This is a genomic window from Vulcanisaeta distributa JCM 11216, from assembly GCF_001315985.1.
GTDB classification, from domain to species: Archaea; Thermoproteota; Thermoprotei; order Thermoproteales; family Thermocladiaceae; genus Vulcanisaeta; species Vulcanisaeta distributa_E.
On sequence record NZ_BBBI01000004.1, the window covers coordinates 65,655 to 83,776 of the forward strand.

26 protein-coding genes and 1 pseudogene are annotated in these 18,122 nt (G+C 42.2%); 18 read left to right on the forward strand and 9 right to left on the reverse strand.

Annotated elements, in window-relative coordinates; genetic code table 11:
* Positions 1-17: 17 nt before the first annotated feature.
* Positions 18-365 (forward strand): hypothetical protein, encoded by a 348-nt coding sequence (locus JCM11216_RS04540; protein ID WP_243675177.1) that lies wholly within the window; start codon positions 18-20, stop codon positions 363-365.
* Between the two features lie 59 nt (positions 366-424).
* Here the strand turns inward: JCM11216_RS04540 and JCM11216_RS04545 are convergent, their stop codons facing one another.
* Entirely contained in the window at positions 425-1,102 is a 678-nt protein-coding gene (locus tag JCM11216_RS04545; protein ID WP_054853434.1) for a DUF2848 family protein, read from the reverse strand.
* Positions 1,103-1,209: 107 nt separating this feature from the next.
* Between JCM11216_RS04545 and JCM11216_RS04550 the strand changes: the two genes are divergently transcribed.
* The 9 genes from JCM11216_RS04550 (at position 1,210) to JCM11216_RS16370 (ending at position 4,913) form a co-directional block, all read left to right on the forward strand.
* On the forward strand, positions 1,210-1,677 hold the full coding sequence (locus JCM11216_RS04550; RefSeq protein WP_054853435.1) for a hypothetical protein: 468 nt from the start codon (positions 1,210-1,212) through the stop codon (positions 1,675-1,677).
* Positions 1,678-1,731: 54 nt separating this feature from the next.
* On the forward strand, positions 1,732-2,013 hold the full coding sequence (locus JCM11216_RS04555) for a 50S ribosomal protein L37ae (RefSeq protein ID WP_054853436.1): 282 nt from the start codon (positions 1,732-1,734) through the stop codon (positions 2,011-2,013).
* 55 nt (positions 2,014-2,068) lie between these two features.
* A complete protein-coding gene (locus JCM11216_RS04560; protein WP_243675178.1) occupies positions 2,069-2,488 on the forward strand; it encodes a ribosomal biogenesis protein in 420 nt (139 codons plus the stop codon).
* On the forward strand, positions 2,467-2,613 hold the full coding sequence (locus tag JCM11216_RS16365) for a hypothetical protein (RefSeq protein WP_243675179.1): 147 nt from the start codon (positions 2,467-2,469) through the stop codon (positions 2,611-2,613). Before JCM11216_RS04560 ends, JCM11216_RS16365 begins: the two co-directional genes overlap by 22 nt.
* On the forward strand, positions 2,606-2,848 hold the full coding sequence (locus JCM11216_RS04565) for a KEOPS complex subunit Pcc1 (protein ID WP_243675180.1): 243 nt from the start codon (positions 2,606-2,608) through the stop codon (positions 2,846-2,848). Before JCM11216_RS16365 ends, JCM11216_RS04565 begins: the two co-directional genes overlap by 8 nt.
* Before the next feature lie 77 nt (positions 2,849-2,925).
* Entirely contained in the window at positions 2,926-3,282 is a 357-nt protein-coding gene (locus tag JCM11216_RS04570; RefSeq protein WP_054853438.1) for a prefoldin subunit beta, read from the forward strand.
* A 365-nt stretch (positions 3,283-3,647) separates the two neighbouring features.
* Positions 3,648-3,992, forward strand: coding sequence for a DUF3194 domain-containing protein (locus JCM11216_RS04575; RefSeq protein WP_054853439.1), 345 nt, complete (start codon positions 3,648-3,650; stop codon positions 3,990-3,992).
* Complete coding sequence (locus JCM11216_RS04580; RefSeq protein ID WP_243675181.1) at positions 3,922-4,641, forward strand: DHH family phosphoesterase; 720 nt, start codon at positions 3,922-3,924, stop codon at positions 4,639-4,641. The genes JCM11216_RS04575 and JCM11216_RS04580 overlap by 71 nt, the downstream gene beginning before the upstream one ends.
* 17 nt (positions 4,642-4,658) lie before the next feature.
* A complete protein-coding gene (locus JCM11216_RS16370; protein ID WP_243675182.1) occupies positions 4,659-4,913 on the forward strand; it encodes a DHH family phosphoesterase in 255 nt (84 codons plus the stop codon).
* A gap of 30 nt (positions 4,914-4,943) precedes the next feature.
* On the opposite strand, the gene JCM11216_RS04585 is transcribed toward JCM11216_RS16370, so the two are convergent.
* Positions 4,944-6,269: a hypothetical protein gene (locus JCM11216_RS04585; protein WP_243675183.1), complete on the reverse strand. Its 1,326-nt coding sequence runs from the start codon at positions 6,267-6,269 to the stop codon at positions 4,944-4,946.
* Between the two features lie 146 nt (positions 6,270-6,415).
* On the opposite strand from JCM11216_RS04585, the gene JCM11216_RS04590 reads away from it, so the two are divergent.
* The 4 genes from JCM11216_RS04590 to JCM11216_RS04600 are packed head-to-tail and all read left to right on the forward strand — an operon-like array spanning position 6,416 to position 9,141.
* Complete coding sequence (locus JCM11216_RS04590; protein ID WP_243675184.1) at positions 6,416-7,537, forward strand: type II/IV secretion system ATPase subunit; 1,122 nt, start codon at positions 6,416-6,418, stop codon at positions 7,535-7,537.
* Entirely contained in the window at positions 7,534-7,950 is a 417-nt protein-coding gene (locus tag JCM11216_RS16375) for a hypothetical protein (protein ID WP_243666391.1), read from the forward strand. The genes JCM11216_RS04590 and JCM11216_RS16375 overlap by 4 nt, the downstream gene beginning before the upstream one ends.
* Entirely contained in the window at positions 7,928-8,293 is a 366-nt protein-coding gene (locus tag JCM11216_RS04595; protein ID WP_054853441.1) for a hypothetical protein, read from the forward strand. The genes JCM11216_RS16375 and JCM11216_RS04595 overlap by 23 nt, the downstream gene beginning before the upstream one ends.
* On the forward strand, positions 8,290-9,141 hold the full coding sequence (locus tag JCM11216_RS04600; RefSeq protein ID WP_054853442.1) for a hypothetical protein: 852 nt from the start codon (positions 8,290-8,292) through the stop codon (positions 9,139-9,141). Before JCM11216_RS04595 ends, JCM11216_RS04600 begins: the two co-directional genes overlap by 4 nt.
* A gap of 2 nt (positions 9,142-9,143) precedes the next feature.
* Here JCM11216_RS04600 and JCM11216_RS04605 read toward each other — a convergent pair whose 3' ends face one another.
* From JCM11216_RS04605 to JCM11216_RS04635, 7 genes and pseudogenes are all read right to left on the reverse strand, one after another.
* Positions 9,144-9,551 (reverse strand): hypothetical protein, encoded by a 408-nt coding sequence (locus JCM11216_RS04605; RefSeq protein WP_054853443.1) that lies wholly within the window; start codon positions 9,549-9,551, stop codon positions 9,144-9,146.
* Positions 9,526-10,185, reverse strand: a complete 660-nt coding sequence (locus tag JCM11216_RS04610; RefSeq protein WP_243675243.1) for a hypothetical protein — start codon at positions 10,183-10,185, stop codon at positions 9,526-9,528. The genes JCM11216_RS04605 and JCM11216_RS04610 overlap by 26 nt, the downstream gene beginning before the upstream one ends.
* Positions 10,172-10,561 carry a hypothetical protein gene (locus tag JCM11216_RS04615; RefSeq protein WP_054853445.1) on the reverse strand — a complete coding sequence of 130 codons (390 nt, stop codon included), beginning with the start codon at positions 10,559-10,561 and terminating at the stop codon, positions 10,172-10,174. The genes JCM11216_RS04610 and JCM11216_RS04615 overlap by 14 nt, the downstream gene beginning before the upstream one ends.
* Positions 10,558-10,953: a hypothetical protein gene (locus tag JCM11216_RS04620; RefSeq protein WP_054853446.1), complete on the reverse strand. Its 396-nt coding sequence runs from the start codon at positions 10,951-10,953 to the stop codon at positions 10,558-10,560. The genes JCM11216_RS04615 and JCM11216_RS04620 overlap by 4 nt, the downstream gene beginning before the upstream one ends.
* A 74-nt stretch (positions 10,954-11,027) precedes the next feature.
* On the reverse strand, positions 11,028-11,255 hold the full coding sequence (locus tag JCM11216_RS04625) for a hypothetical protein (protein WP_054853447.1): 228 nt from the start codon (positions 11,253-11,255) through the stop codon (positions 11,028-11,030).
* A 45-nt stretch (positions 11,256-11,300) separates the two neighbouring features.
* Positions 11,301-13,726, reverse strand: a pseudogene (locus tag JCM11216_RS04630) (tRNA(Met) cytidine acetyltransferase TmcA).
* A gap of 118 nt (positions 13,727-13,844) precedes the next feature.
* Positions 13,845-14,402 carry a pyrimidine dimer DNA glycosylase/endonuclease V gene (locus tag JCM11216_RS04635; protein WP_054853448.1) on the reverse strand — a complete coding sequence of 186 codons (558 nt, stop codon included), beginning with the start codon at positions 14,400-14,402 and terminating at the stop codon, positions 13,845-13,847.
* A 189-nt stretch (positions 14,403-14,591) separates the two neighbouring features.
* Between JCM11216_RS04635 and JCM11216_RS04640 the strand changes: the two genes are divergently transcribed.
* From JCM11216_RS04640 to JCM11216_RS16390, 4 genes are all read left to right on the forward strand, one after another.
* On the forward strand, positions 14,592-16,091 hold the full coding sequence (locus JCM11216_RS04640) for a complex I subunit 5 family protein (protein WP_243675185.1): 1,500 nt from the start codon (positions 14,592-14,594) through the stop codon (positions 16,089-16,091).
* A 5-nt stretch (positions 16,092-16,096) separates the two neighbouring features.
* Positions 16,097-16,420, forward strand: coding sequence for a hypothetical protein (locus JCM11216_RS16380; protein ID WP_243675186.1), 324 nt, complete (start codon positions 16,097-16,099; stop codon positions 16,418-16,420).
* A 119-nt stretch (positions 16,421-16,539) separates the two neighbouring features.
* On the forward strand, positions 16,540-17,829 hold the full coding sequence (locus JCM11216_RS16385) for a proton-conducting transporter membrane subunit (RefSeq protein WP_243675187.1): 1,290 nt from the start codon (positions 16,540-16,542) through the stop codon (positions 17,827-17,829).
* A 47-nt stretch (positions 17,830-17,876) separates the two neighbouring features.
* Entirely contained in the window at positions 17,877-18,104 is a 228-nt protein-coding gene (locus JCM11216_RS16390) for a hypothetical protein (RefSeq protein WP_243675188.1), read from the forward strand.
* Positions 18,105-18,122 lie beyond the last annotated feature (18 nt).

Consider the following 18,122-nt stretch of genomic DNA (forward strand, 5'->3'; position numbering starts at 1 on the left):
GTTTCTACGTAATTACCGTGAAGAAGACACAAAAAACATGCTTAACGCTTGTTGTGGATGTATGCAATGACACACTTGATAGGTTTAAGGGCTTTATGAATACAGCCATCAGGAGGGCAGGCTTTGGTGGTGCCCTGAGGGTCCTTGTCTATAGGTGTAAGGAGCTCGACTTCAATAATTACGTTAGGGAGTTAAATTCAGTAGTCGCTAATAACTTCTCGGTGTCAATATTCGTATATGAGTTTGACGACTTAAACGCAATAATCAACGAACTTAGTAAGAACATATTTAGTGGATGTGATAATTACGGTGTGTTATCGTCAATCGACCTACCGGCTAATATTAATTACGAGAAATTGAAATAATCAGCTTAGCCCAGCACATCATGGATCAGACCTTGCAAGCATCATCATTGGACGATCCATCACTCAATCCAATAATAATGATCAATAGACCTATTGAGTACTGGGTCATGAAGTTCAATCTCAAAATAACCACTGGGCTTTATTTGACCCTTTATTGTTGGTATTGTGCCTGAGAAGACAACCACATTTTTCAGGTCTGGCACGACCTCGCGTATCAAGTCAACGAGTTTATCCGGCATAAGTAGGAATTTCATGGTGCCCTCCTGATATAGAGTCTTCTTATCATCCTCAAGTATCCAACTCCTCAGTACCAAGTCATCCCAGTGATCCTCAACCTCCCTAAGTGGCCATGCCCTCCTGGCCACGATCTTTGGATACATGTGCTTACCAGCAAGTATGCTGCATCTCTCGGCCTCCCTATCCGTGTGATCACTACCAACTGTTACGTAGATCTCATCCTCATTCTTAATTAACAATACATACTCAACCTCACCACTGTGAAGGTCACTTACCTTCCTAATGTAGTTGCTCGTGGTTACTAAGTACGGCTGTAATATGTATATTTCGGGTATGTTCTTAGGCCCACTAATGCCTATCCTACTTAGCTCCTCAACCTCCTTCTTAATAATGTCCGTAGTCCTCCCAGACCAGACAAAGATCACTAGGTCACTAACGGCGATTTCTATATCTCTCTCGTTACCATTCTTGAACTCTATAGTTACGTTAAGTCTATGCATAGACGAACTCTGGTTTATAAAGCAATAACCTTATTAAATTTTTGGTTCCCAATCCTTGCCAAGTAAATACGGAAATACTAATAAAATCCTGATGCGTCATTGATAAGATGATTTCTGAAATAGTTAGGATAGGCCTTGTTTCGGAGATTAGGCTTTCGATACCAAATGCGGATGATGCCCTCGATTATCTAAGACTAATGTTGAATAATTTAATAGGTTTTATGGCCTCGATACCCCCCCCAGCCCTGGCCCAGAACGTTAAACCTGAAATACCGGTGTTCATTAGGTCCATTAGTAATGAGGCCGAGGTATCGATACACTACTCGCCCCCCCTAATGCCGTTGATAAGGATTAGAACATCAAGAGACCTGATAAATAAGGTGAGTGGTGTTAACTTCATAGGCGTTATATTGGACTCGGGAGGTACAGTATTGAGGATGTACAGGAATAGGGATGAGATGAGCAGGGATAGGGAGAAGATACTCCTACTCTTCAGGGTATTCATGAACTCAGACGTAGAGTTACAGCCATTACCAAGTGTGTCTCAGGGGGGGCAGGGTGGCGCCATAATTTAATGAGGCGTGTCATTAACAGAAATGCTTTTATTTTGTTAAATGCTATGGTCCTTGATGCCATTTAGCCATACAAAGATTGTAGGGCCTACAGGGAGGTACGGCGCTAGGTATGGCATGGGCGTTAGGAGAAAGGTTCTGCAAATAGAGGTTAAACAAAGAGGTAAGCACAGGTGCCCAAGATGTAAGTCTCTGGTTAGGATGGAGCGGATAGCCTTCGGAATCTGGAGGTGCCCCCCCAAGTGTGGTTATACCTTCGCCGGTGGTGCCTGGATTCCGCAGACAATAATGGGTAAAACACTGGCTACTGAGGCTGCGGCTAAGCAAGGCACTAAGTGAGTAATGCCATAATGGGCTTATAGCATTAACATCATCAAGAGACGCCAGTATTAGAATGAGGCAATTCCTCAATGAGTTGGAGTTGGTTATTCCAAATGCGGTTAAGGTGAATAGGGGGGGTAAGTCATCAATCATTGAGATTGCGGGTAAGGCATTAAGCTTGGGGGGGGCTAATAAGATACTTTATATTGGTTCTAGGGGGGGCGGCAACCCAGGTTTCATGCGCTTTCTAAGGGTCAGGGAAGGGGGGGTAATTGAGGTAATGCCATATTTAATAAGGATCCTCGGTGTTAAGTTATTGATGGATATGCCTGTCAATGTTACTCGTAGGTTAAAGGCAAGTAGTGGAATTATAATATCTCTGAAGGAGTATACCGAGGTTATGGATGTGCTAAGTGAGTACCTTGGGTTACCAAGTATAAGGCTTATGACTTCGAAAGTATTAGGGGGGGTATGTATGACTCGATTTTCCTAATTCACAGGATCAATAATTATTATGAGCTACAGATACTAAATGGTAGGGATCTGGGTCCTTACGGTCCCTTCATTAGGATAAGTGACGTTATTTACACAAGACCTAGGGTGATTAGGATTGAGTGAGTGCGAATTTAAAGCAGTGTTTACGTTAGAGGGTGTTGATAAAGAATTACTAATTAAATCATTCAGAACACTCGAAAAGGAGATGAGATTTGGAAGGGGGTACGTAAGCGTTAACGTGATTAATGATGACGTGGTTATAATTGCATGCGCTAGGGACTTAACGAGCTTAAGAAGCCTAGTTAATGGAGTTATGAAGTCTCTATACTTAATATTCAGGGTTGAGGAACTTAGTTAATGCCCTGTATAGGGTAAAGCCACCTATAGTCAGCATGCGGATTAATATTTATTAAGGCTTATATCAATGGAGCCTTAATGAGTTCATTACCACCATCGTTACAGTCAGACCTGGAGAAACTTCAGGCACTACAGGACCAGTTAAATAGTGTCAGGGTTAGGAAGCAGCAATTCGAGAGTGAGCTTAAGGAAGTTGAGAGGGCTATTTCAGAGATTGAGAAAATACCCGCCGAGAGCAAGGTTTACAAGATCGTTGGTTCCTTCCTAGTCTTGGTGACTAAGGATCAGGCACTCCAGGAGCTTAAGGATAGGAAGGAACTTCTCGAGCTTCACATAAAGACTCTATCGAGGCAGGAGAGTATGCTTATGAAGCAGATCGAGGACTTAAGAACCCAGATAAACGAGGCATTGTCCAAGCTCCAGGCAACGAAATGATTAAACACGCGGGTCCTTAATCCCCCCCTTAAGTTACTCATTGTCTTCTTAACTTTGTTCTTCTGTAGCTGGGTTTGGATGAGTTCGTTATGTCATTGGTCATGATTTTGGGTGCTTTATTGTGCTTTGTACTGTGAATGTCCGTATCGTTGACGTGGTTTATACCCAACGGCGCTGGCTTGCACCTCTCAAACCATTCACTTGCCAAACTTCAGTTACGTGTATTAACTGCGAATTTACCCATTTAAATCGATCATCACGGTGTCAACAAGTATTGAGTAAATGAGTAAGTAACTCTGTGAGTGTCCCTGGATGTGGAGTTATATTTATTTGGGTAAAGTTACAGAGTATGGTGGTTAGGTGCAATGAGCATTGATAATGATGTTCTTGGTGAAATCGTTAATATTATCGCTGATGAGATTTACAAGTACCTAATGCGTAGACTCCCTGAGAGACTTCTTGAGGATGTTGTAATTGATGTTGGATTTAATACTAATAGTTATACACTCGAGATAAGTATTGATGTGATGACTAATCCGCTGATGGGGAATCTTGATGATATTATTAATAGTGCCGTTGAGTTTGGATTTAAAATAGCGGATTATTTAATGGGTAAGTTTAGGAGGGGGGGTGAATTGGTTGGTTTACCAGCTGGAGAAATTGAGAGAATTGCTGAGGAGTACGCAAAGAGCCTGCATAATAACACATAGGCATGCTGACCTAGATGCGTATGCATGTGGGGGGGTGGCCACCAGGGAGTTAATTAATAGGCTTGGTCATGATGCATTCCTTGTGGTTCCCGAGGGACCGTCCTACTCGGTTAAGTCGTTCATCAGTAAACTTGGCATTAACTATCAAGGATTAGATAGTTGTGGTGAATTAAGTTTGGTATTTCTAGTTGATGTTAGTACATATGCGCAATTGAATGAGTTCAGAAACATTATAGGCAATAGACCTGTGGTGGTTATTGATCACCATGAGGTACATAACATAGCACCAACAGTTGCCTTTATTGATCCAGATGCCACAAGTTGCTCAGAGATTATTGCTCAAATATTTAGGGAACTAGGCATCGAGCCAAGTAGCGAGGTTGCCACCCTGCTCATTGGTGGTATTCTCAGCGATAGCGGCAGGCTGAGTAGGGCTAGGCCTGAGACCTTTGAGGTATTGGCCTGGTTACTCAGGTTGGCTGGTAGGGATTACAGGGACATAGTTAATGCAATGATTGAGGAGATGACTTTTCCGGAGAAAATGGCCCGTATTAAGGGTTTATTGAGAATGAGGGCCTATAGGTTTAGCGACTATATTGTGTGTTTAAGCAATGTGAATGCTTATGAATCATCATTGGCAGATGCCTAATTAGGGCTGGTTGTGATGTGGCACTAGTAGCCTCAGAACACGATAATGAAGTAAGGCTATTTGGTAGGTGCAATAGGAGGATTGCGGAGAGGGTATCGCTCGCTGAGATCTTCAATGAACTGGCACGGTACTTTAATGGCGAGGGTGGTGGTCATGCAACGGCTGCTGCCTTAAGTGTTAAGGAGAGGATTGACATAACCACGTTATTGTTTAAGGCATTGAATAGTATCGAACAGAAACTTCACGTGAAAACCATAAGAATAAATGATTAATCTATGTGAATGTATCGCAGGGAAAATATTTTATCTCACAATTAATCTTAGTAGCTTGAGGAAGCCATTCATGGCATGTGAAAGTACATTAAGTATGTAGATCGTGTTTTGAGCATTCACTTTATTAATATCTATGTTATTTACGGTTATTGTATCATTACTATTAATGACGCCATTAATTGTCTGGTTACTTAGTATATCGCCATTACCAAGTACTTGAAATACCTGTAATTTACACCATGAAACTGTGCTCACCTGTGATTGATAAATGGGTGATAAATACTGTACTGGGGGGGTCACTGGTATCACTGACTTGTTGAAAAAGTCATACGCCTGTAAGTAACCTCCGAAGAGTAGCGATTCGTTAAGTAGGTATAGTCCCATTGGGTAGTTCTTTGTTTCATAGATAGGGATTGAATAACCACCCTGTGTAACGTAATTAACCTGCAATAGGTAATAGGTATTTGGTATGCAGGTTGGATTTATTAATGTACCATTTGGTAGTAATACTATTGGCGATACATATATAATGGGTCCAAATGGTACAAGCCTTGGCCTTTGATATATGGTATATCCATAATTGGTGATTTCACCAATGGTTATGTTAGGGCTGAGTGTTGAGTATATAAATAATGATGAATTTACATACTCACTAAATGAATAACTAAGGATTTGGAGAACCTCCTGAAATCCTGCACTTGGCCATGAACTTGCATTCTCTCCCTGGCCAACCCACATCATGAATATACTCAATCCAGGCAAGCTAACTTCATAGTACTTACCGGCGCCGCCCGTGGCTGGGTTATAGCCATAGTAATAATTCCATAGGTAATACGGCTTACCATTGAGGGCAATCAGGTAACCACCAACCGTACTTAACCCACTTAATACCTGCGCAAGACTTTCATTACCTGTCTCGAAGGCGAAGACTACGTATTTTACCCCCCCATTTAAGTCCTCAGTTATTAATACATCCCAGTTGGCGTATATGGATTGTGGATATACCAGGTATGAGGGAATTTTCAGCATCCATGAGATACCGCCTGTGTTATTGGTTATCGCCGTTGCATTGAGTAAAATTGCCTGTTGGTTAGTGGTAGCTGAGGCATTAATTATGTATAGCGTGAACTCCCTATTTGCTGTGACTTCCCAAACAGGTGTTGTATTAATTATTAATGAGTCCTCACGGTAGGTTAATGGGTAATTATTTAGGATTGCATTGAGAAACTGTATCGATGGTCTTGAGTCTGTTAGGTTCATGGTTATTACGTACGTCGTATAAACCATGGGTGTGGGTGCTGGCCCATAAATAGTGTTTGCGTAGGAAATAAATGCGGCTAATATTAATATCATCATTAGAGATATAGCAAATATTACCCATCTATTAATTACCATCACCATTTAATACTACCTAGTGGTTATATATAAGTTTCTCATCGTTGAAGATAAAGAAGTTATGAAACAGAAAGTATTTTTAGAGGTCTGTTCTTTAATAAAACTGAATGAGTTTAGACTTTCAGTTAATAAAGCCAGTAGGACAATTCAAGGAACTGGAGAGGTACTCATTATACGAACCGTTTGCATATGCCACAATAATTCAAGACGAAAGGACCGGAGACATTATGTACTACCTGGAGGAGATAACACTTGATTCAATTGAACAGCAGGTGTATAAGGAGTTGGTGAGGATCGTCATGCTCGAATTACCACCGCCTGAGGATTTAATGAAGATGGGCGATGTTAAGAATTACCTACTCAATGAACTGAAGAAGATAGTTGGTAGGTATAGGAGACTCTTCAGGAATGTACAGTCATCATCCTTTGCCAAGTTTCTATACTACATGGAGAGGGACTTGCTCGGTTATGGACCAATAGATGCCTTAATGAGGGATGAGAATATTGAGGATATATCATGCGACGGCGTCGGCAGGCCCGTCTATGTATTTCATAGGAAGTATGAGTCCATACCAACAAACATCGTGCCAATGACCGACCAAGCCCTTGACGACTTAGTCGTTAAGTTAATACACATGTCCGGTAGGCACGTTTCAGTAGCGACGCCAATAGTTGATGCCCAGCTGCCTGATGGTTCTAGGATAGCCGTTACGTATAGGAGGGAGGTCTCGCCGGGTGGTTCGACATTCACGATAAGGAAGTTTAGGAAGAATCCGTTAACGTTCACGGAGCTGGTTAGGTACGGTAACATTAGTGCCGAGATTGCTGGTTACTTCTGGGTGATGCTTGATAATGGTAGGTCATTCCTGGTGCTTGGTGTCACGGGCGCCGGCAAGACGAGTTTCCTCAATGCCATGGCAACGTTCATTAAGCCCCACATGAAGATAATAACCGTTGAGGAGGTCCCAGAGATAAACCTGCCTCATAAGAATTGGGTCAGACTCGTCACCAGGCAGAGTTACGGCGCTGAGAAGATAAATGAGATCACGCTATTTGACCTGGTTAAGGCGACACTTAGAATGAGGCCTGATTACCTAATCGTTGGTGAGATCAGGGGTGAGGAGGCCTACGTATTGTTCCAAGCCGTGAACACAGGCCACAGTGGCATATCGACAATGCACGCGGAGTCCTTTGAGGCTGCCGTTAATAGGCTCATGAGCCACCAATGAACATACCACCGGCCTACATACCCGCCATGAACATATTCGTCATGATTAAGAGGGTTAAGATCGGCGGTAGGCTAACAAGGAGGGTTACTGAGGTTGGTGAGGTTTACATGGATGGTGACAAGATTAGGTTTAACACAGTGTTTAGATGGAACCCGAGAACCGATACTCACGAGTCATACGTGGACAAGAGCGTCTTAATTAGGCAGATAAGTGACATGACTGGTAAGGATGTCGACGAACTACTCAGGGAGATAGAGACCAGGGCTAAGATTGTTAATTGGATGGTGAAGAATGAGGTGTATAACTTCGAGGATGTTTCAATGTATGTGCAGGCATACTATACGAACCCAGACTTAGTACTTAACCATGTCTTCGGCAAGGTGAGCGAGGTTGAGAGCGTTGCTCAGGTTTAAGGATATTAATTCCCTGGTTAAGTATTTAAGTGAGGAATTGAATAAGTTATTAATAGCTAAGAAGGTAATAGAGGAGGAATTAAGCAAGGATTCGCTTGTGGATATAATTGAGATAGATAAGGATGGTAGTCTCACAATAAAGAGAGAAAGAATAACGGAGATCAGGGGGGGATTAGCCGAAAAAATCGATATAAGAATCAAAGCCATAAACACGCTACTTGAGGAAATAAAGAGCATATTCAACGACGGTAATTATACGGGTATCGTACTACTCGAATTAGAGAATGGAATACCAAGCAGGGTTTTATTATCGCAACCACTGACCTTAGGTGAAGGCTCATGATAATACCAATACCCATATTAATAATCGCAATAATGATTGGTATGATTGTACTAGGCTTGATTAGGCCGCCGTTAACGGTTATAATACCGCTTCTTGGTATTTACGCAATATTGATGCTAATACCCTACATACTGCCTAATTTCTCAATTAACCAATACCTTGGTATTAAATACATAATACTTCCGGTAATTGGCTTAGCCGTAGGCTATGGAATATCCATATTAGCAAGTAAGTACATGAATGTGGATGTACGATCACTCCTTGGATTAAAGCAGGGTCAAAGAGGAATTAAAAGGCCGAGTAACATCAGTAGTAAGCCGAAGGTTGAGAAGAGGACTGAAATTAAACCCGAGGATTTGGATAGGCTTATTAATGAAACAATTAATGAGCTAAAATCCGGTGCATCAACTAATGAGACATTGGGTAGCTGGATTGAGTACTATGATGGTTGGACGGACGCTATAATAAGTATCTCAAGAAGATTCATGGACATTAAAGGAATTGCAGAGAGCATGAACAAGGAGGTCCCATTCCTATTAAGGGCTAGGCAATATGAGAGTAAAGCCGCAATGCTTGGTTTAACCCTTAAGGAGGAGTCAGTCTTTAAGAAACAGAAGAAGACAAAGGTTGTCGAAGAGAGATTAGTAGTTTATGTAAGGCCAGAGGAGATAGCCAATGAGTTAATGAACGATACTCAATTAATAAGTAACTATGTTAATGAGTTTAACAATATAGTTGAGAGGTTAGTGCATGATAATGATATTTCTCAATACATGGGTAATTCGCAGGTGTTGGTTGTATACGTTGATGGGGGGGTACCAAGGAAGCTCATAATGATTAATAGGTAAAATTAGGCGCCCTCCTCACCCTGCATAATTATCATTATTGGTATTGAATCAACAAGTAATGCAATTATTGGGCGATCCTTATCGATGTAGAGCGACTCGAGTCTATCGATTACCGACTTTATAATTGCTGATTTTTTCTGCATATATCCAGCAACATCATTAATCACATTATTTCTCGTATTGGTGCCCGGCTTATAGACAATTCTCACGGAAAACACCTCTGAGGAACCATCAATAAATCTAATATTTTCTGATATTTCGCTTGCCAATGTAGTGCTGCTTTCAGTACCTAGTATCTCATTCCAATTCTGCTTAAGCATGTACATGAACCTATATGAATTACTTAGTTCGTTCTTTAGGGATTGAATCATCTCATTCAACGAGTTATATCTCTTGATCTCGATGATCATGCGTACCACCAATCAATTCCTCAATTTTCTTAAAGGGTTCTGGGTAATTTATATCACTTATTTTCACAACTGTTTCAAAGCTATTTGAGCCAGTGCTCATTGAGGAGATCAATTTATCAATAGTTACCATTACCTTAGCCAACTCATCGGCAGTCAAGCCAGTAATGCCAACCAAAACGCTGGGTATTTCCGCCATCTCCTTAATGTTCGATAGAGTCAATAATGGTAAATCTGACACATCAGGTAATGAGTAACCTATGATTACGTCTATCGATGAACCATCAATAATAACCGTATAATTATCGCCTATACCGAGTTTTTCGCTAAATTCCGTAACCTGCTTAATAGCCATGAGCACATTTGTGTAATAATTAATTGCGTCCCTAATTATATCCTTATAACCACTGGCCGTTAACACGTAAATAACCTCAATATCACCCACCTTAGATGTTACATTCGTGCCACCCTTAGTATACCTGGCTGAAGATGACTTACTCCTTAATTCCCTTATTAATTTGTTCACAGTCTCGTTATCAAGATTGATTGCATACATCTCATTGAGAACTTGCAGTATTTCATTAAGCCTACTACCAAGATCTAGGATCGTGTTCTTTAATTTATCACTTCTTAGCACTATCAAGGTCGATCACCACCAGAGATGGTACATCAGCGAAGTACCTAACCATGGCTTTAAGACCGTGATCCTTAAGCTTGCTTAGCCTACCCTCAAGGACCTCGTAAACCGCATATTCCAGCTTAAGGAGTTGTATAGCTCTTGAGAACAATTCCCTATAGGCCTCCCTCGATGGTCTCTTATATATTATTATTGGAATTGAGTTAGGTATGTCGATAAGTATTTTTTCACTTTTCACCGGTAGGTCTGCAATGCCGGTGATCTTGCTATATACTTCATAGAGGCCCTTAACGTATTCCGTAACTCTCTTCTTATTCTCCAGTACTCTCTTGTATAGTTCATCGATTTCTATGCTTATGTCTACGTTGGTGCTCATGGCATTATCACCAACCTAGTCTTCTTATTTGTATAATCTATTATTATCATAATAGATGCATTCCTATCTTTAATTCTATTTAAATAATTGCTTATCTTTTCAATTTCATTTATAACGTAATTAATATTATTCTCTATTGCACCTAACTTATTTAATAGCCATGCTGAGTGAGGCATTATGTGTATATTTATAATCTGAGGTATGGCCTGGACCGTTATTACACGGTGGGATGGCTGAAAACCAAGCCTTACAAGTCTCTCCTCAGTTTCGGCGTTTTCCTTCATTCTCTCCTTAATTAATCCATAGTGTTCCCTCAGGTTTAATAATTGGTCTTTAATGATGCTCAATTTGTTTATGGCATCCTCAATCGTATTAAATAATAGCACTAACATTCAGATTCTCATTAATTAAGCTATATTTATTCTTTACTTGTGCGAATAACATTGGGTATACATGAGACGCGCTATTACGTCTCTTCCCTAATTAATCTAGAGATTTCATTTATGGCCTTATTCATATCCTTAATATCATTATGAATAGCCATTATCTCGGCTATAATTAATGAGTTATCAAGGCACTTAATGAGCAGATCAGCCCAATTCTTTGAATGGGATGCTTGCTTGAGCCTTTTTAACTCTTCGTATTGATGCTCATCCACCTCGATCACGATTCTTCTCTTACCATTTTTAGCCATGCATTCAATGAATTAGCAACTAATTTTAAAGCTAACACTCTAAAACTACTTACCTCTTTTTTGCGATTTAGTAACACTTATCATATATTCCGGTATTTCGATATACTTTACATAGTATTGGATGAGAACTTTAACTACCTCTCTGAGCATGAGCATAAGCGTTGACTTCCTGATACCAAGAACCTTAGCTGATTCCCTCCAAGGTCTTGCCTGTAACACCTTACAAATCAAGGTCTCCTCATAGTATTGCGGCAATGCGATATTATCAATGCCCTTCCTAAGGTAGTACGTCTTAACAAGCTCTGTTATCGCATCTGCCGTATTCTCATAGGTCATTGGACCCCATGAGTACGCAATTAAGCGCCTTGCCTGAGCCTCAGTGAGTCTAGGACCATAATTGGGGGGGTCCAGGGCTTGTCCCCAATCAGTCAATAGCATTCTAACAACGTCAGGTTCCATGTCATGGAACGGACCCTGCAATGAATTAAGAAGCCTTAGCCTAAACTCCTTATTTGCATAGATAGCAGCATCCCTGGCCTTCTCACTTATTGGCTTAACAAGCAATACACTATACTCACCACTTATTGGATTCCTCTCAGGGCTTATGTGGACTGGCATGTAACCATTCCTAATCCAGAAATTCAGTAGCTTAGCGTTGACGCCAAAACCAACACCAACCCAATCAATGCCCTTTTCCTTAGCCTCCTCCTCAATCCTCCTAAGCATTTCAGTACCAAGGCCCTTGTCCTGAAGCTCGGGGGGGTGTGTCGCAATCCTAATAATCCTCCAACCCTTAACTTAGCAAAGTCCGTGAGCCCCCAATACTTAATTAGCCTGTCCGGTATTATATTTCCAGGCAATTTTAGTCCCCTCACAACCATGTCGATCAAGTCATCGCCTATGCCACCCTCCTCGGCCAACTCCACGGACACCACGATCTTACCATTACCAAGTGTTAAGGCCCTTATGAAGTGATGGGGGGGCGCGTCCATCATCATTCCCAAGTCATCAGGTTCATTCCTATAGTGGGCCTGAACATAAATACCAAAGAATTGCCTTAACCTATCCTCACTTAATAGAAAGAACTCCTTAAGATCTGGAATCAAGTAATTAAACTCATGTCTATTTATTAATTCATAATCCTCCTCAGTTATCTTCGCAGGCTCAGCATCAAGTAATAGAGTATCAAATAACCACTGCTCCACTGGGTCATTGGGTGCATACCTAATTGGCTCCTTAAGCTCATACTCAATAACCTTTGTGTTCTTATCCTCATGCAAGTACTTAAGGAACCTAAGGCTAAAGCCTCTACCGGCGCCTTCATAACCATGTATGGTGGATGCATATATAACCCTGCTAAACCTCTCATGTATCCCATATAGCACTGGGAGCGGTATCATCGCAGCCTCATCAACTACGACGATATCCCTACCCTCCTCACTAAGCATGTCGTACGGCCTCACATAATCTATGAAGATAGAGATGCCAACCTTAACCGAAACGACATCACCACCCCCCCAGTAACCCACGTCTACATCGTAATTCAACGCCTTAAGGCCCTTTATCACGAACTCCATCAGCGTTGATACATTGCTCGGGTTCATTGCCGTGACTGCGAACCTGGCCCTACCCTTAACCTTCCTAAGCCTATGAGCAAGAGCCGCCAGCGCCAAGCCAATGATTGCCGACTTACCCCCCCTACCCCCCCTATCCGCTATCAACACAACATCCACCTTCTTACCCCCCCTCGGAGGCCTCTCCAGCAGTATCTCCATTGCTTTAAGGGCCTCGACCTGGTCCTGAGTCTTAGCCAGTTCGTAAATGGCCTTCGAAAACCTAATCCTCTCTGGCATCACTATCTCCCTTGGCTTCCAAGGCTGTGAATCACCAATGACGGGTTCCTTGATTACCTCATCATTATTAACGTTGATTATTAACGCCTTGCTCATGCCCATTAACTTATTCCAGAACCTAATCTTCAGGAAATGCCTAACATCCTCAGGCCTATACTGCGGGACCAACAGGCTTTGCTGAAACTTCGTTAATTGCCTAACCCATTCATCCAGTGGTGGTACCATGAATACGTAAACACCACCACCCTTAACAATGCCTCCTAACCTACCGACATCATTTGGCTTTAGGTCATTCATTAAGTCAAGGATTGCAAAGTCGACGGTGGTGCCGAGGAGCTTATCCGTATCCTTATATGGCCTATAGTCAATACTTACGGGAATCCCCCCCTCAATGAACTCCTTAAACTTACTCATTCTCCTCTGCGCATCTGAATATTCGGGTTGATACATGTACAGTCCATGCGGTTCCTTAACCATTGATGAGAATACCCTGAGGGCTTCAGCGGCGTACTTGGCAAGTTTTTCCTCATCAGTGCCTACGAGGACTACGAGTCCTCTATGATTTGAGGATGACCCCCCCTCCTTAACCAAGCCCTGCAACAGCTCTGTCCAGCCCATATCCTCTGTCCAGCCTTATCAATGTGAATTAGGGCTTATAAACATATGCGAATTGCATTAATTGGTGATTAGGCGCGTTGGTTCTGAGTAGTGATGAGTGACGGGCGAGAAGGATGACTCACCTCCTCGGGAATATTGACCTGCAGGATACCTGGCCTCTCCTGAGCATGCTCATGAACTCAATGTATGAGTCATAGACATCCCTAATCCACGTATTAATGCCCTTAAAGTACACAGGCTCCGTATTCAGTAACTCAAGCAGCTCATCAGTACTTAATTTATTTACGTAATAACAAGGGTCCTTAAGTAGTAATACCCTACGGTATTCCCGAGCCATAACCTCAGTCACCGGTGTCCCCAACTCATAATTAATATGCTTGATTAACGGCTCAACATCACTTAACGAAATATTATTCACAAAGCCCCTGCGCTCCCACTCATTAACAACGGAGTAGAAGTACTTGATTAAGTCATCTAGGTATGGGCGCCCATTATTAAAGTACATTAGGACTATTGGGTGATTAAGCCAACCGGCCCTGCCATCCCTGAGAATACCGAGCTTCCTAAGTATTGCAAGTATTACCTGCTTAGCCTCAACCCTCTGCTTACCAAGCCTTAAATCATCTAGGAAACTTGCCGATTTCCCATGGTCAATGTACGGCCTAAACACCTGCATTAATGGAACGTAAATTATGAAGGCCTTTATTTTTAGTCCTTAAGGTAATAAATGAAGGTAGTACTTAAAAATACGGTCTCTCCTTAAGGCACGTATGCTTATGAATAGCATCCAATTACATAGGTATTACGTAAAAAATACGTTAAAGGACTCATCAAATAATGAGGCGTTGAACCAGGGTGATACCGCATGATACCAATACACAGTGACCCCCCCATACTAATAGCGTCATTAGCCTTACCCTTCATAGCCTCAGTAATAGCCGGGGGGGCGATAGGTAAAAAATTTAGTAGGGCGGCCATGATAATTACCTCGGCCTCTTTTGCACCACTTTTCGTATATGCCTCATACCTACTAGCGCTCAGTAAAACTTACTTAATACCCCCCCTTGGTTACTTGCCGAAACCAATAGGCATGATATATTTAATAAGTGATGGTCTCAGCAACGCCTTTGGCCTAGCAATAGCACTTGTGGGGGGGGTTGCACTAGAGATTGCCTCTTATCCATACATGAAGCATAGATTCCATGTCCTGGAACTACCTGAGCAATTCGACGTATACTACCTACTCTTCACATTATGTGCTGCAAGCATGGAATTACTAATATACTCATACAACCTACTATTAATGTATATAGCCCTTGAAGTATCATTAATAACACCGGTCATACTAATTTATTACTATGGCTATGATACCCAGGGCAAATCAAGGCGCTGGATAGCGCTTCTGTACTTCGTATATGGAATGCTGGCGAGCACATTATTCTTAATAGGCGCAGTCCTGGTTGCCCTAGAGAATAATACCATGGACCTCGCCGCGATAAAGAACATATCGCTCATAGCATGGGCACTGATGTTCATTGGATTACTAATTAAGTTACCAAGCTTCGGTCCGCATGTGTGGATACCCTGGGTCCACGGTTCTCACCCAACACCAGTCGCAGCTCTGATATCGGGTCTCGTTGGTTTAATGGCTTACGTATTAGCAAGGATCTACATCATCTCCCCCCCATACTTCATCGATGAGTTTAGATTACCAATACTTATTTATGCCATAGTTGGCGGTATCATAATAAGCCTTGGCGTAATTAGGCATCAATATCATTATAAGTGGTTGTTGGCGTACTCAACAGCGGCAAACTCCACGTACCTACTAATAGGGCTGGCATTAGGTTCTTACGGAATACTTGGGTTAACAATGCATTACATATCGCATTTATTCGGCAAAACAGTCCTCTTCATGACCGCGGCCTCAATAATTGTTTACTATGAGGAGTTTGATATAAGGAAGATGGGCGGGTTACAAACATATATACCATCAGTCGGTGCGGCTGCGGTGCTTGGCTGGATGGCTCTTTCTGGAGTATTAACTCTATCAATGCTCGCTGAATTCTACCTATTTCTCGGCTTAGTGAATGTCATACTACCATCATACCCACTATGGGTATTTATTGGTTTAGCCGTTGGTTTAGCCGCAATATTTGTATTAACGGGATACTACGGCTTTTGGACGCTGAAGCAGGTATTTTATGGACAACCTAGGGGTAATTATCATAAGGTTAATGTTGATCCTAAGCTCGTAATACCATTATACGTGCTTGGTCTAGCTGCGATAATACTTTTATTCCCACCAGCGTCAACATATATCGTGCATTCAATATTAATGAGTATTGGCATGATAATGAGGTGATGGTAATGTTCTCAAGTTTACTTGGTGAATTAATGGGATTAATGCTATTATCACCTATAATACTTGCAGCACCAATAGCTATTTACTGGTTATTTAACCAAGACCCAAGGAAGGCTAGGCCACTGGCCTACTTAGCAGTTATTGGTCTTGGGATCTCTGCATTAATAGCTACGTACATAGAGGTTGCATTCCCGTGGAAAATTGTAGCTTATAATATGCCATGGATGATCCTACCAACCTCAGGTGGTAGTATTACCATATATGTGTCATTCGTAGTTAATTTCCTCAGTCGAAACATGGGCCTACTAACGGCCTGGCTGGCTTCATAATCGGCATTTACAGTCTTGATTACCTAGCCAATGATTACAGACTTGGTTGGTTCTGGTTCTTCTATAATCTCTTTGCTGCATCCATGTTACTTACTGTGTATGCTAATGACTTATTGTTCATGTTTATTGGATGGGAAGGACTTGGCTTTAGTTCATGGGCATTGATAGGGCATTGGTATAAGGATGATGATGAGTTATCCTACGTTGGTAGATTTGGTGAGAAATTAATTCTCGATAAGCCGGCCTGGACAACACCGTCATATGCAGCCTATAGGGCAATAGCCACAATAAGGTTCGGCGACATGCCGATGCTCGGCGCAATAGCCGCAATAGGTATACTGGGTGGTTCCCTAATACTAACGCCGGTAAGTGGTGTCTCAGCCATAAACTGGTCACATGTAATATCAACACTCGGCATTGGTGGTACCGTAGCCCTACTACTAGCTTTTATGTTTGGTCCGTACACCAAGAGCGCTCAAGTTCCATTCAATGATTGGTTGCTCACAGCAATGACAGGCCCAACATCAGTCTCAGCATTACTTCACTCGGCAACGATGGTCGCAGCAGGCGTTTACATATTCATGAGATTAACCGAGTCCCTCTACGCAGCTGGCGTTATCACCTACCCAGGCGTTGAGATCATGTACCTAGTGACGGTCTACGTAGGACTCCTAACGGCCTTACTCGGCGCGTTGTTTGCGATGATGATTGATGAGAGGAAGGTTATCCTGGCGGGATCCACAATGTCCTCACTAGGCTTCATGATGGGCGTGACCGCATTAACGCCGTTTATACCACAATCACCATTTGCAACAATAAACATTGGTCAATACGTAGTGCCTTTAGCGGTTCTAGTAGCATTCTCATACTTAATAGTCCATGCGTTATCAAAGGCGACGTTATTCCTAGTGAGTGGGCATTTAATACACGTAACACACACGAGGTTCAACATGGGTAACCTAGAGTTGGGCAGGAGAATGAAGCTTGCGTTCTACGCCACGTTAGCCGCAGCCATATCCCTTGGCGGTGTGCCACCACTAGCTGGTTATTGGATACACGCAGCTATGGATGAGGTGGCTACGGAGACTATATCCGTGGTTGGCTACGGCGCGTACATACTAATGCTACTGGCTAGCCTGGCCTACGTGGCTTTCCTGGCGAGGTTCACATCCCTAAACTTTATTAAGGGTGAGGTGCCGCATGTTCATGAGGAGCATGGGAAGTACCCATTGATGGTTGCTGCCTACGTAATAACAGGTACTGCGGCACTGGCGGCCCTGGCAATACCCTTTGTATTAACGCCAAACATAATCATTGAGGCGGGTAAAGATCCTGTGGTTATTGCCATAGGTATTGTCTTGTGGGTAATATTCGTAGTCGCGCTGATAAGGCCTAGGTTGGTAATTTAGGATTAATAACGAAGATCTTCGAGAGGAGGTATTATATACAAGCCTTTATGGATGTGGTTTTAGCGGGCTTTGGCTCTATACTAACGCTTGCCGCATTCTACATTTACAGGGGCATTGATATATTCTTCAACTTCATTATACCAGACGCAACAACCGCATTGTCGAGGTACATAAGGACGATACAGAGAGGCTACTTAAGGACTTACCTTGAGATGATTCTGGTTACGCTGGCCGTGGCGATACTGATAATATTAATAATAATTGCGTTACTTTAAAGTTGAAAGATCTCAAAT